At 59.2% G+C, this 13,973-nt stretch carries 12 protein-coding genes; 2 read left to right on the forward strand and 10 right to left on the reverse strand.

The window, feature by feature from the left end; all coding sequences use genetic code 11:
- Positions 1 to 152: 152 nt before the first annotated feature.
- Positions 153 to 1,679 (reverse strand): nucleobase:cation symporter-2 family protein, encoded by a 1,527-nt coding sequence (locus GIW69_RS02985; protein ID WP_236480640.1) that lies wholly within the window; start codon positions 1,677 to 1,679, stop codon positions 153 to 155.
- Between the two features lie 254 nt (positions 1,680 to 1,933).
- Here GIW69_RS02985 and GIW69_RS02990 point away from each other — a divergent pair, with 254 nt between their 5' ends.
- Both GIW69_RS02990 and GIW69_RS02995 read left to right on the forward strand, forming a co-directional pair.
- Positions 1,934 to 2,215 carry a BrnT family toxin gene (locus tag GIW69_RS02990; protein WP_236480641.1) on the forward strand — a complete coding sequence of 94 codons (282 nt, stop codon included), beginning with the start codon at positions 1,934 to 1,936 and terminating at the stop codon, positions 2,213 to 2,215.
- 3 nt (positions 2,216 to 2,218) lie between these two features.
- Complete coding sequence (locus tag GIW69_RS02995; protein ID WP_236480642.1) at positions 2,219 to 2,554, forward strand: BrnA antitoxin family protein; 336 nt, start codon at positions 2,219 to 2,221, stop codon at positions 2,552 to 2,554.
- Between the two features lie 2 nt (positions 2,555 to 2,556).
- Here GIW69_RS02995 and GIW69_RS03000 read toward each other — a convergent pair whose 3' ends face one another.
- From GIW69_RS03000 to GIW69_RS03040, 9 genes are all read right to left on the reverse strand, one after another.
- On the reverse strand, positions 2,557 to 3,384 hold the full coding sequence (locus tag GIW69_RS03000; RefSeq protein ID WP_236480643.1) for an arylamine N-acetyltransferase: 828 nt from the start codon (positions 3,382 to 3,384) through the stop codon (positions 2,557 to 2,559).
- A 99-nt stretch (positions 3,385 to 3,483) separates the two neighbouring features.
- The gene (gene xth, locus GIW69_RS03005) at positions 3,484 to 4,278 is read right to left on the reverse strand and encodes an exodeoxyribonuclease III (protein WP_236480644.1); all 795 of its coding nucleotides are present in this window, start codon (positions 4,276 to 4,278) and stop codon (positions 3,484 to 3,486) included.
- Between the two features lie 74 nt (positions 4,279 to 4,352).
- Complete coding sequence (locus tag GIW69_RS03010; RefSeq protein WP_236480645.1) at positions 4,353 to 5,795, reverse strand: mechanosensitive ion channel domain-containing protein; 1,443 nt, start codon at positions 5,793 to 5,795, stop codon at positions 4,353 to 4,355.
- Positions 5,796 to 6,097: 302 nt separating this feature from the next.
- Positions 6,098 to 6,961 carry a pirin family protein gene (locus GIW69_RS03015; protein WP_236480646.1) on the reverse strand — a complete coding sequence of 288 codons (864 nt, stop codon included), beginning with the start codon at positions 6,959 to 6,961 and terminating at the stop codon, positions 6,098 to 6,100.
- A gap of 300 nt (positions 6,962 to 7,261) precedes the next feature.
- A complete protein-coding gene (locus GIW69_RS03020) occupies positions 7,262 to 10,480 on the reverse strand; it encodes an ATP-binding protein (protein ID WP_236480647.1) in 3,219 nt (1,072 codons plus the stop codon).
- Positions 10,481 to 10,490: 10 nt separating this feature from the next.
- Positions 10,491 to 11,117, reverse strand: a complete 627-nt coding sequence (locus GIW69_RS03025) for a response regulator transcription factor (protein ID WP_236480648.1) — start codon at positions 11,115 to 11,117, stop codon at positions 10,491 to 10,493.
- Positions 11,118 to 11,257: 140 nt separating this feature from the next.
- Entirely contained in the window at positions 11,258 to 11,677 is a 420-nt protein-coding gene (locus GIW69_RS03030) for a hypothetical protein (RefSeq protein WP_236480649.1), read from the reverse strand.
- A gap of 290 nt (positions 11,678 to 11,967) precedes the next feature.
- Positions 11,968 to 13,305 carry a SidA/IucD/PvdA family monooxygenase gene (locus tag GIW69_RS03035; protein WP_236480650.1) on the reverse strand — a complete coding sequence of 446 codons (1,338 nt, stop codon included), beginning with the start codon at positions 13,303 to 13,305 and terminating at the stop codon, positions 11,968 to 11,970.
- A gap of 135 nt (positions 13,306 to 13,440) precedes the next feature.
- A complete protein-coding gene (locus GIW69_RS03040; RefSeq protein WP_496570892.1) occupies positions 13,441 to 13,923 on the reverse strand; it encodes a sigma-70 family RNA polymerase sigma factor in 483 nt (160 codons plus the stop codon).
- Positions 13,924 to 13,973: the final 50 nt, after the last annotated feature.

Genomic DNA, 13,973 nt, shown 5'->3' on the forward strand with positions numbered 1-13,973 from the left:
TGGGAAGTTGCCTTACATTCCAAACAGCCTTAAACATACGGAATTGAAATACGTGCCGTGTTACTGCCGAAGCCGGCTGTTTTTGATCTTCAAAACAAGAAGGCCGATCTGTCTCACAACAGATCGGCCTTTGTTCTTACCGGATAAACCCGTCAGACATGCTCACTGCTCTTGACCTGCACCTTCGGTGAACCGTGACCATGATCGTGATCCGAATCCACCTCGATTACCGGCACTTCATTGCCGTCGCAGTCATGCAATTTGCCGTCGCTGAAGTAATCGCCTTCACGCAGCGCCGCCAGATCCTGGTAACGCAACACGCGCTCGGCGCCCGCCGCAAATACCGACTGCTGATCCGAGTTGCCTACGGTGAAGTGGTTGAATGCCAGGTTCAGCACAATCGCCATGATCGCCGACGAGCTGATGCCCGAATGGAAAATGGTCGCGAACCAGCTCGGGAAATGATCGTAGAAGTTCGGCGCGGCAATCGGGATCATGCCGAAACCGATGGAGGTCGCGACGATAATCAGGTTGACGTTGTTGCGGTAATCGACCTTGGACAGCGTGCGAATGCCGCTCGCCGCCACAGTGCCGAACAGCACGATACCGGCGCCGCCGAGTACCGACGTCGGCACTGCCGCAATCACCCGGCCCATGAACGGCAGCAGGCCAAGAATCACCAGGAACACCCCCCCGGTTGCCACCACGTAACGGCTTTTGATGCCGGTCACCGCCACCAGGCCCACGTTCTGGGCGAAGGCGCTTTGGGTGAACGAGCCGAAGATCGGCGCGATCATGCTCGACAGCATGTCGGCGCGCAGACCATTGCCCAGACGTTTTGAGTCGACCTTGGTGTCGATAATCTCACCGACCGCCAGGATGTCCGCCGAGGTTTCCACCAGCGTCACCATGACCACGATGCACATCGACAGAATCGCGGCGAAGTGGAAGGTCGGCATGCCGAAATGGAACGGTGTCGGGAAGCCGAACATCGGGCCTTGGGTCACGTTGGAGAAGTCCGCCATGCCGAGGAACACCGCCACCACTGTGCCGATCACCATGGCCAACAGGATCGACAATCGCGAGATGGTCGAGCTGCCGATTTTGCTCAGCAACAACACCAGCACCAGGGTCAGCGCCGCCAGACCGATGTTTTCCATGCTGCCGAAATTATCGGCGTGGCTGTTGCCGCCCATGGCCCAGCGTGCGGCCACCGGCATCAGCGTCAGGCCGATGGTGGTGATCACGATGCCGGTCACCAATGGCGGGAAGAACTTGGTGATTCGTGAGAACACCGGGGTGATCAACAGGCCTATCAGCGAAGCTGCGATCACCGCGCCGAGCACTGACTGGAAACCGCCCTCCCCGCCACTGCTGACGATGGCCACCATCGTCGCCACACCCGAGAACGAAACGCCCTGCACCAGCGGCAACTGACAGCCGAAAAACGGCACACCGAGGGTTTGCAGCAGTGTTGCCAACCCCCCTGCAAACAATGAAGCAGCAATCAACAAACCGATATCCGCCGGCGACAGCCCGGCAGCCTGACCGATGATCAGTGGCACCGCGACGATACCGCCATACATGGTCAGAACATGTTGCAGGCCGTAAGCCATATTCGCGCCGACCCCGAGATTTTCGTCCTCGGGCCGTTGGTGTGAAACATGGGGCGTATTCATGGTGGGGGGTTCCCTGGTTTTTGTTATGCGCACACTGTATGCAAGAGTCAGGACAAATGTCTATAGAGTTGTATACAACTTATCAGTCACATAATGGTTAGGTAGCCATCCAACCTTCTAGCCCGCTGCTTCCATCGCTAACAAATCCTGCAATAAATCCCTCCGCGCCAATCCGCCACCCACCACTAGGCTGAAGTGTTCATGGCGACCAACGGTGCGGTCGCCTCCTTTTTTATACATATAAAGTATGCATAATGAAGTCATTCGCCATCCAATACGACAAATCGAAAAATGCGGCCAACAAACTCAAGCACAAAGGCGTCAGCCTCGCGGACACAGAAGCGGTTTTCCACGACGAGCGGGCACTGACGATGGAAGACAACGACCATGACGAACCACGCTGGATCACCCTCGGTCTTGATGCCAAGGGACGATTGCTGGCCGTCGCTTTCAGTTATCGCGAACCCAATATTGTTCGGATCATTTCTGCGCGCGTCGCCACGCCCAGCGAGCGCCATCAATATGGAGAGGCTTGAATCATGAAAGACGAATACGACTTCAGCGACGCAAAACGGGGTGCCGTAGCCAATGCCAAAGGCAAGACTCGCATCACCATCATGCTCGATGACGCGGTGATCGATGCCGCAAGGACAGTGGCGGAAAACGAGGGGTACGGCTATCAGACGGTGATCAACAACACATTGCGCCATGCGCTGCTTGAATCCGGCAGCAAGGCCGAGATGGATGAAGCGACAGCCTTTTCCGGGCACTTCAAAAAAGGCATTACCACCGCCGACCTCAAAAGTCTGGAGAAGAAGCTGTCGGCGGCGGTGGGTGAAATCCGCCGGGTGCTGGAACCTGACGTGAAGCCCTGAGATCAGCCCGGAACGAGTACCCTTTTCAGCGACTGACGCACATGAGGACGATCTGGCACACGCACGCCGAACTCCTGTTCCAGTAACGCAATCAAAGCGTCAACATCCGTGATTTCGCGCCGTACGCTGTCGGCGCCGAGGCGGTGGATGGCGAAGCTGCCATTGCTCAACGTGCGTCGCCAGCCATCGCCGGTGCGAGCGGCCATCAGGCGACTGGCGAACGACGATTCAGGATGGGTCGAGACGTACCAGTTGCCAATCGTGTAATCGATGTGTTCCTGACGCTGCAGGTCGAACAGGTACATCGGTCGCCATTCGCCGGTGACATAAGCGCGCAGCATGTAGCCGTCCGCTTGTTGTTCGATGCAATAGGATTCATGGGGCGTGGGTTGTTCAGCGTCGGTATCGAGCAGCAATGGCGCCGTCGGCACCATCCCGCCGAAGCCGACATCCGTGACGTAGCGAACACCGTCGATATGCACCAGGCTCAGGCGATGGGTGCGGGCTGTCCAGGCACCTTCGGGCTGAGCCATGACCACGCGGCCGGTAATGCCCCGGGCGTCGAAGCCCAGTTCCAGCAGCAAGGTCAGGTACAAATAATTCAGTTCGTAGCAGTAGCCGCCGCGTCTCCCGTGAAGGACTTTATGCTCGATCGAGGGCAGATCGATCAATACCGGTTCGCCGATGATCGTCGACACATTCTCGAAAGGAAACTCGCCGGTATGACGCCGCTGTAACTGACGCAAGGTTTCGAGAGTGGGTGGCGGTGGCGTTTCGAAGCCCAGGCGCTGCAAATACAACGCCGGATCGGTCAGACGGGGTTCGTTCATGGCTCAGTCCTTGTGAGGATACTGCGGATTGCTCCGCCGATAGCCAACAGGTATACGGGAACGAAACCGGAGCGCGACAATTGATTTCGCCAATCGCGCCTATTTCCGCTTGCGCGAGCCGATACGGATCCAGGTCGGCGCATGGTCGCTGGCGTGTTCTTCGTTGCGCACCCAAGCATCGACGCCGGCTTCATGCAGATAGGGACTTAGCGACGGATTGAGCAACAAATGATCAATACGCAACCCGGAATTCTTCTGCCAGTGCTGACGAAAGTAGTCCCAAAACGTGTACAGCCGATCTTCCGGATACAAATGCCGCAAGGAGTCTATCCAGCCCTGATCAAGCAGGCGCTGGTAGCACTCGCGGCTTTCGGGCTGAAGCAACGCATCCTTGAGCCATGAGCGCGGGTTGTAAATGTCCAGGTCGGTTGGCACGACGTTGTAGTCACCGGCCAACACCACCGGATGATCGCTGGCCTGCAGTTCCTTGGCGTGTTTGATCAAACGCTCGAACCACGCCAGTTTGTAGTCGAATTTCGGCCCCGGCTGTGGATTGCCGTTGGGCAGATACAGGCAACCGACCAGCACGCCATGCACCGCTGCTTCCAGATAACGGCTGTGGGTATCATCCGGGTCGCCGGGCAGACCGCGCCGGATCTCCAGCGGTTGCGCGTCGCGCGCCAGTATCGCCACGCCATTCCAGGAAGGTTGTCCGTGCCAGATCGCTCCGTATCCGGCGGCCTCCAGTTCCGCCGCCGGAAATGCTGTATCCACCGATTTGAGCTCTTGCAGGCAAGCGATGTCCGGTTGCTCGCGTTTAAGCCATTCGAGCAGGTTGGGCAAACGGGCGCGCATACCGTTGACGTTGAACGTGGCGATCCGCAGGTTTTTCATCGTCCGGGGCTCCAGCCAGAGAGGTGTGAAAATTGTGACACTCGGCCAACCCGGTGGTTGCGTCGGATCTGCGCTCAGACCCGATTGCGCAACCACTGCAAAAAGCCTTTTTTCGGTTCAACAACGGGCATGTCCTCGGTCAGCGACTGTGCTTTGTGCAAACGGTAATCAAGCAGGGCTTTCATCGCTTCGTTGATGTCGTGGCGCGCGTCCAGGCATGGCTTCAGGTACGTTTTCTCGATGCGATACAGCGCGCACCAGGTTTTCGCTGCGAAGGTGGCAGGCAGTGAAGAGTCGGAAAGGATACCCGCCTCGCCGATGACCTCGCCCGGGCCCATCCGCCCCGACTCGAACGGCACACCACGGCGGGTCAGGGTCACGGTGACCACGCCGGATTCGATGATAAACAAATGGTCGCTGACCTCTTGCGCCGCCAGAATCGTCTCGCCGGCGCGAAAGGTTTGCAGCGTCATGTTCTGGCTGAAAGTGTCTTTCTCTTCCTGACGCAGGGTGGAGAAAATCGGCGAACTGTCCAGCAGCGCCCGTGGCCGTGACAGGCTGGCCGGCAGGCTCGGCTCGACACTCGACAACAGATTCACCCCGCCGGCCTGCAAGTGCCGATAGGCCAGATCGAACAGTTGATTGCGCACCGCGCGCCTCTCACTCATTGAGGCGACAAAACCGCTGATTTCATATTCCATCCCGGTGCTGCTCGCGCTTTTCAGCGAAACGCTCGGTGCCGGTATGTCGAGCAGCGAGCGACAGCCCTGCATGGCCCGCTCCAGCGCTTCGATCACGGTGTGCGGGCGCGAATGAGGGCTGACTTGCAGAGTGACGGACAATCCGAACATATCGCTCGGCCGACTGAAATTGATGATTTTGGCTTTGGCCGCCAGCGAGTTGGGAATGACCGCCATGCTGCCCTGACTGGTTTGCAGGCGCGTGGCGCGCCAGTCGATGTCGGTGACCCGGCCTTCAGTGCCGTCGATGGAAATCCAGTCATCCAGTTGATAGGGCTTGGTGGTGTTGAGCACGATCCCGGAAAACACGTCGCTGAGGGTACTTTGCAACGCCAGACCGACAATGATCGCCAAGGCGCCCGACGTGGCGAGCACACCTTTGACCGGCAGATCCAGCACATAGGCCAATGCGGCAATGATCGCGATGAGGAAAATCACCGCACCGAGCAAATCCTGTAATAGCCGCCCGGTGTGCCCGACCCGTTGCATCATCAGCGCGCCGATCAACACCGTCAGCGTACGTGCCCCGAATAGCCACCAACCGATCTGCAACCCCGTCGCCGCCAGATGCAGCGGCACGTTATCGGCCCACGGCGCGGGCTCCATGGGATTCAATCCCTCGTTGAACAGCAGCACACTGAACAATGTGAAGATCAGCACCCGCACCAGCAATTTCCATTCGCTGCCATGGGAACTGATGAGCCGCCAGAGTCCTAGATCGATAAGGATCAGGAATGTCGCGCACAACAACGGATGATCGGTGAGCACTGACAACATCCAACCACTCCAACAAGGGCCAATTGGGGCACAGTGTAGGAGGAATTGGTTCAGCAGGATGCGCGCTTTTTGTGTAGGTGCTGCCGGCTGCGCCTACCGTGTTTTACCGGCGTTCACGGATTTTGTGTTCACCGAAGATTCATTGTGGGAGCTCGCTTGCCAGCGAAGGCGTCGGGTCAGGCGATATCGCAGCAGGATGTGCCGGCCCCATCGCTGGCAAGCCAGCTCCCACAGGGGTTTTGCGTGGATCAAGTGTCCAGAGTCAGCTCCCACAGGGTTTCGCGTGGATAACGCGTTCAGGATCAACTCATCCGGCCAAAACGCCCGGACTGGAAATCGGCGAAGGCCTGGTGGATTTCCGCTTCGCTGTTCATCACGAAGGGGCCATGGCCGACGATCGGTTCATCAATCGGTTCGCCGCTCAGCACCAACACCATCGCATCGTCGTTCGCTTCCAGGGTCAACTGCTTGCCCTCGCGCTCGAACAATACCAATTGCCCTTGCCTAGCCAGTTCCTGGCCATTGATCTGCACCGTACCGCGTAACACGACCAACGCGCTGTTGCGGCCGTCGTGCAAGTCCAGCGTCAGCAACTTGTCGGCATTCAGGCGCAGATCCCAGACATCGACCGGCGTGAACGTACGCGCCGGGCCTTTGTGGCCTTCGAATTCACCGGCGATCAATCGCAGGCTGCCGGCATCGTCCTTCAGCGCAATGCTCGGTATGTCGACGTTCAGGATGGTTTGATAACCGGGCGCGGCCATTTTGTCCCGCGCCGGCAGGTTGACCCACAGTTGCACCATTTCCAGTGCACCGCCGGATTTGGCAAAGGCTTCGGAATGGAATTCCTCGTGAAGAATGCCGGACGCAGCGGTCATCCATTGCACGTCGCCGGGGCCGATTTTGCCGCCGCTGCCGGTGGAATCCCGGTGTTCCACTTCGCCCTCATAGACGATGGTCACGGTTTCAAAACCCCGATGCGGATGCTGCCCGACACCACGACGTTCGGTGGTCGGGGTGAATTCGGCGGGGCCGGCGTGATCGAGCAGCAGGAACGGGCTGATGTGCTTGCCCAGGTTGTCGTAGGAAAACAGGGTACGAACCGGAAAGCCATCGCCCACCCAATGGCCGCGCGGGCTGGTGTAGATGCCGATGATGTTTTTCATAATGCCTCCAGTGGAAGAGGCACTGATGTTATGCCTGAGTACTATTTCAGACTAGATGGCAGAAACCGGCCTCATCGTTCTATCAAAAGGACGACCGTGTTGCGCCCTTCGCGAACAGGCTCGCTCCCACAAAGAAGTGCATTCCCATGAGGGAGCGGTGCAAACGGTTTATTCGGCACCTGTGCTCAAAAATGCTTTGTCGCGACAGCGGTTTTTCCCACCGTTCCAGACGCGGCGACTCCACGCAATTCTCACTGCAAAACTGCCGCAAGGCAGTGCGCCTGCCTGGGATTGAATCGCTCAAGCCTGCAAATGCTGCTCGAGGCGTTGCATCGCTTCGCGCAGCGCATTGATGGCGGCAACCACCGCGTCGGTGTTCGCATCCGTACACGCACGCTCCAACTGACGACATGCGGTGACCAACGCGGTTGCGCCGACCATTCGCGCGCCGCCGTGGATGTGATGGGCCAACGCGCGCAATGCCGGCCGGTTTTCGCCCTCCGCCAGATCATTCAAGCGTTGCAGATCCGTCTTCAGACTCGCCAACACCTCATTGAGCAAGTGCTCGAGCGACGCATGATTATCGCCGACCAGTTCGTCGAGATGACTGAGATCGAGTTCGACGTTTAACGAGGCAACAGGCAGCGGGACCGGTTCATCATCGACCACCACTGCACGTAAAGCGTTGCGCAAATCCCCCAAGCGAATCGGTTTGAACAGACAACCGTCCATGCCCGCCGCCAGGCAACGCTCCTTTTCGTCCGCCAAGGCATTGGCAGTGAACCCCAGAATCCGGCACCGCGCCCGTCCCGTCCGCGCCTCGTCGTCACGGATCGCCCGCGCCAGTTCATAGCCGTTGCGCCGGGGCATGTTGCAATCGGTGATCACGACGTCGAACGACTGGTTTTGCCACCGGGCCAGACCGTGCTCGCCGTCCTCGCTGTCGACGGTGCGGTGCCCCAATTCTTTCAACTGCCAGCACAGCAGCAGGCGATTGACCGGATGGTCGTCCACCACCAGGATATCCAGCGGTCGCGACCGGGACGGCTCCGCGTCACTTTGTTCGCGGCTCAATGGCAGTGCCGTCAGGGTTTGCACTTCAAGCCGTATTTCAATCCGCGTGCCCTGCCCCGGCTCGCTGTCGAGGTGCAATTGCCCGCCCATCATTTCGCACAGCGCTCGGCTGATCACCAATCCGAGCCCGGAGCCCTTTTGCGCCGAGTGAGGGTCATTGCCGACTTGAACGAATGGGCTGAACAGACGCTGACGATCCTCGCGGCTGATGCCGACGCCGCTGTCTTCAACGATCAGGCTGACCGCCAGATGCCCTTCCCGCATCCTCGTAATCTGCAACATCAGGCTGACTTCGCCGCGCTCGGTGAACTTGATCGCATTGCTCAGCAGATTGGAGAGTACCTGCTTGAAGCGCGTGGCATCGATGAGTACATCAACGTCGCTGCCCGAATCGCAATCAATGCGCCACAGCAGACCTTTCTGCCGTGCGAGGCCTTCAAACACCCGCCCCACCGACGTCACCGTCGCCTGCAAATTGGCCCGCTGTGGTGCCAGCGATAAATGCCCGGATTCGATGCGCGCAATGTCAAGAATATCGCCGATCAGCGCCAGCAATTGCTGCGCGGCGTCGCCAGCCAGCTCAATCGCCACGCGGTCGGTGACGCCCTGTTCCGCACGTTTGAGTGCCAGTTCCAGCATGCCGATCAAAGCATTCATCGGCGTGCGGATCTCATGGCTCATGGTTGCCAGAAACGTGGTCTTGGCACGATTGGCGTCGTCGGCGGCATCGACGGCCTCTTGCAGTTGCAGCAACCATTGCTGGCGCTGACGAATCTGCCGTCGCTGATAGCCGATCCAGCCCAGCGCCACCAGCAGCAGTCCGCCCGCCGCCGCGAACCCCTGCAGAATTTCCCGGCGATGACGCAGCCAGTAACTGTCATCGACCACCACATCATGGCTCCAGCGCTCCACCAGATCGTCCATTTCCTGAGGTGCAATATTCAACAGTGCCTTGCTCAGGATCGAGTGCAGTTGCGGCGCTGACGGCAGGGTGGCCATTGCGATGCGGGCGGGTTGATCGCCGACGGTGCTGACAATTCGCAATCGTTCGCGGTAATGGCGGGTGATCAGGTAACGCGCCACCAGCAGCGAACTCAACGTCGCGTCCGCCTGGCCATTGACGATCAGGGCCATCCCCTCGGCCGGGCTGCGCACCTCGATCATCCGCGCATCCGGCACTCGTTGCGCAATGTACCCACGCAGCGGGTGTCCGCGATAAACCGCCAGGCGCTTGCCGGCCAGATCGTCAAGCGTGCGCGGACTTTGCGCGGGCGAACCGCTGACCAGCACAAACGGGTTGTTCAGATACGCCCGGGTAAAGCGCAGTTCGGCTTCACGCTCGCTGCTCGGCGTCACCACCGGCAACACATCCAGCTCGCCGGCCTTGAGCTGCTCAATCTGCCGATCCAGCGATTGCCCGCGCACGACTTCGAATTTCAGACTGCTGCGCTGGGCAATCAGGCCGAGCAGCTGCGCGGTCAATCCACTGAAGCGGCCATCGGCATCAAAAAACGTCAACGGCGCAAAGTCGTCGATGGCACCGATGCGAATCACCGGATGATCGGCCAGCCAGCGTTCCTCGCCGGCGCTCAAGCGCACCCTGGCCTGAGCCGCCATGTCGGCACGCCCGGCGCTCCAGCGTTGTTCAATAATTTGGCGTTGATCCAGCGCAATTGCCGCCAGCGCCGTGTCGACGAGACGCTTCAAACGCTCGTTATTACGCGCCAGGGCGAAAGCAAACGGGCTGGCATCGAGGCCGGACGCGCCGACCAGTTGCACGTCGTTGCGGTAGTTGGTGTTGATCAGGTAATTGGCGCTGATGAAATCGCCCAGATAGACGTTGTCTGTACCGAAAGCCACTGCCCCCAATGCATCCATCGCTGAAGCATAACGCTGCAAGCTGGCCTCGGGGTAAAAGGCCTGCACGACGTCCAACGGCAGATAGTCTTCGACCATGGCGATCCGTTTGCCGGCCAGATCCGCCGGTAGCGTCTCGTCCGGGCGGGTCGCCAGCATCGGCTGGTCTTCCGCGTAAGCGAGGGACAGGATGATGTGTGGATCGGCGGCCTCGAAACTGTTCGAGGTGCCCAGCAGATCCAGGTCTCCCCGCTTGAGGGCCGCAATCGCGGCTTCTCGGGTCCGGTAGCGTAGCGCCTCGATCCGCAAGCCCAACAGCCCCGCCACCTGGTCGGCGTAATCGGCGGTCAGCCCTTCCAGATCCTGATGGTTGCGTGTGACTTCGAACGGCGGATAGTCCGGCCCCGACACACCGAGCCGCAATACCGAACGACGCTGCAACCACTGCCGATCGCGGCCATCCAGCCGGATCTGGACATTCTCCGGCCCGGCCCTCGGCAGCAAATTCAGCGCTTGCGGCCTGTCGTCGGCCTGCGCTTGTGCGACGAGCCACATCAGCAGCGCTAGAGCGAACCGGCGTAGCGCCATGGCTGGCGGCTCAGATCAAGTGATTGCGCGTGGCAAAGTCGCGCAAATGCACGGTCGATCCCACGCCGAGCTTGGTCATCAGCCGATGTTTGTAAGTGCTGACGGTTTTGATGCTCAAGATCATCAATTCGGCAATATCCTTGTTGGCCATACCTTCGGCCAAATGAATAAAGATGCAGAGTTCACGGTCGGACAGCCGATCAATCATCTGTTTTTCACTGAGCTGCAGCGTGCCCATCGCGCCGGTGCTCATGGCCGGGCTGGTGAAATACGAATACCCGCTATCCAGCGCCCGGACTGCGTTACGCAATTGCTCCAGCTCGTTGGTTTTGGTGACATAACCCATGGCGCCAGCCCGCAGGCAGCGCTCTTGATAAAACGCCGGTTCGTAGGAGGTAAACACCAGAACCCGGCACGTCAGTTCATTGGCCTTGATTCGTGCCAACACCTCGAGCCCGTCCAGCCCAGGCAAATGCAAGTCGAGAATCACCAGTCGGGGCGTGTGCTCGCGCAGCATCGATATGACTTCGTTGCCGCTGGCGGCTTCCTGGATGCGTGTGTATTTTTCCTTTTCCAGAATCATCCTGACGGTAGCCCGCACCACCGGATGATCGTCGGCAATCAGCGCTGACTTCATGACCACTCCCAGTCCCCAAAGATGACGACGCGGCTTCGGGCCAGGCCAGTGGCACGACAGCCGCGCATCGACTCTTGCACGGGAATGGCGACAAATCTACCTGTCAGACTTGACAGTTGCGCCGTTCGACAAAGTGTGATTCATCCCTGGCATTGCCGCAGCCAGTGATACGAATCAGCCGTAGTCAGCTGCGGCGGCTGGTCAACACAGGCCATCAACCGTGCGATTTCAGATGCGTCAGGAAGCTGTGCGGCAATGCTGCGAATGCCTGCTGCCGAGCCCACTGAGGTGGCCATTCTGTCGTTGTAGATCAGCGTATGGTGGACATGAGGACAATCCAGAAAATACTTCGCCAAGTCGAGCGCGCCCTGTGCCAGCGCAGCGTTGATGATTACCACGTCGAAGGATTGGCAGCCGTAATCCACCAGCGTCAACAGCTCGGACAGGTTCTGCACGGGCGCAACCCGGTAGTAGTCGAGGCGATTGAACAATCGCTCGATTTTCATCCGGTGAAAGTGTTCCCGATCTGCGATCAAGATGCGCAGGGCTTTGTTGGTCATGATGTGCCTCCCGGTCGGTGGGGGTTTCAGGTGTGGAAAGCCTACGCAAGCTCAACGAAACGCTCTGTAGGACATTTCCTAAAAACACGTCGCCAATGCTGCCTGACGCCACGTCGGTGCCATTCGCCAGAAAGTGGCGGGCAATCTCGGGGGCTACCGGAAGGGTTCATGACTGGATTTTCGGGGTGCAGCCGTGGCCCTATTCGCGAGCAGGCTCGCTCCCACAAAGGAATGCATACCAAGGTGGGAGCGAGCCTGCTCGCGAAGGCACCCTTTCAAGCGCCGGGGTTTTAGCTGGCAGTCGCCAACAACAGATCCATCACCGAACGGCTGTGCCCACGGTTTTTGCCATGTTCGTACAGCGAGCCGGCAATCTCGTCCGCGCGGATCGGCAGGATCGACAGCAGTGTGTCGCTCAGACCGTGGCTGGCCTGGCAAAAGCCCTGCATGTACAGGCCGGCCTTGCAGCGCTCGTCGGTGATCAGTTTGTAGTTGCGATCAACCTCGAAGTCGCCCAGGTACTCTTCCAGCGGCGCCAGCAGTTTGCGGTGCATCTGCCGCTCGTAACCCGTCGCGAGCACCACGGCGTCATAGTTACGCACGGTGACTTCACCCGTAGCGTTATTGCGCACCGCCAGTTCGATACCGTGCCCGGTGGCCGTGGCTTTTTCGACGGTGGTCAAGGTGCGGAACGCATGGCGGGCGATGCCCGAGACTTTCTGGCGATAGAAGATGCCGTAGATGCGTTCGATCAAATCGATGTCGACCACCGAGTAATTGGTGTTGTGGTATTCGTTGACCAGTCGCTCACGCTCGGCATTGTTTTGCTGGAACACCAGGTCGGTGAACTCCGGCGAAAACACCTCGTTGACGAACGGACTGTCGTCCGCAGGCTTGAGTGCCGAGCCGCGCAGGATCATGTCGACCTGCACCGACGGGAACGAATCGTTCAGGTCGATGAAGGCTTCCGCCGCGCTCTGGCCGCCACCAATGATCGCAATGCTCATCGGCTGATTGTTCACACAAGGCTGCCCGGACATGGCCGACAAGTACTGCGAGTGATGGAACACCCGGGCATCGCCCTTCAGCGCTCTGAACGCCTCGGGAATACGCGGTGTGCCGCCGGCGCTGACCACTACCGACCGGGTAGTACGCACATGTTGATGACCCTGGGCATCGCGGGAGATTACCCGTAGCGCTTCGACTTGCTGACTATGCAGCACCGGTTCGATGGTCAGCACTTCCTCGCCATAGCGGCTTTGTTCAGTGAACTGCCCGGCGACCCAGCGCAGGTAGTCGTTGTACTCCATGCGGCACGGATAAAAGGTGCCGAGGTTGATGAAGTCCACCAGGCGACCGTGGTGCTTGAGGTAATTGACGAACGAGTACGCACTGGTCGGGTTGCGCAGGGTCACCAGATCCTTGAGGAAGGAAATCTGCAACTCGCTCTGGGTCGAGAGCGTGTTGCCGTGCCAGCTGTAATCAGCCTGCTTGTCGAGAAACAGTACATCCAGCTCGCCATGAGTCGGGCCGCGCTCTTGCAGGGCGATGGCCAGCGCCAGGTTCGAAGGGCCGAAACCGATGCCGATCAGGTCGTGAACGATGGGCGATGCAATTGCCTGTGTCATTTCCAGTGTCCTCTGGATGAACCCCTCAACGGCGGGGAAGGAAAGCCTCAATGACCTGGCCGCCCGTCGAGCAGGACAGCAGGTCGTCTGTTGAGTAGGAACGAGGACAGTGAAATAAAATTTAACCGGGCAGGCTCAATGGGCATCCCATTGCTGGATCCGGTTACGGCAATGTTTCATGGCGTTGACGATGTGTTTTTCCACCAGCGCCTTGGAAATACCAAGGTGCTCGGCGATTTCCGGGTGGGACAGGCCTTCGATCTTGCGCAGCAAAAAACTTTCGCGGCACGGCGGCGATAATTCGCCCAAGGCACGCTGGAGCATTTCCACGCGCTGGCCGTGATCGAACGTGGCATGGGGCGAAGGGGTGAAGTAGCGCTCTTCGCTGTCGAGCACTTCCAGTGATTCGACCTGGCGCAAGGCGTTGCGTCGATGGCCGTCGACCACCAGATTAAGCGCAGTGCGATAAAGGAACGCGCGGGGTTGTTCGATGGGCGTGTCGCTGGAGCGCTCCAGCACTCGCAGATAGGCGTCATGCACCACATCTTCGGCAACCTCACGGTTGCCGAGTTTGGCGTTCAGGAAACACACCAACTCGCGATAGTAGTTTTCCAACATGACTCCCGGCCGCACGGAGGCGGTTTCTGTCCTTGAGCGCACAGATCATT

Source organism: Pseudomonas syringae (assembly GCF_021605415.1).
In the GTDB taxonomy this organism is placed as follows: domain Bacteria; phylum Pseudomonadota; class Gammaproteobacteria; order Pseudomonadales; family Pseudomonadaceae; genus Aquipseudomonas; species Aquipseudomonas syringae_S.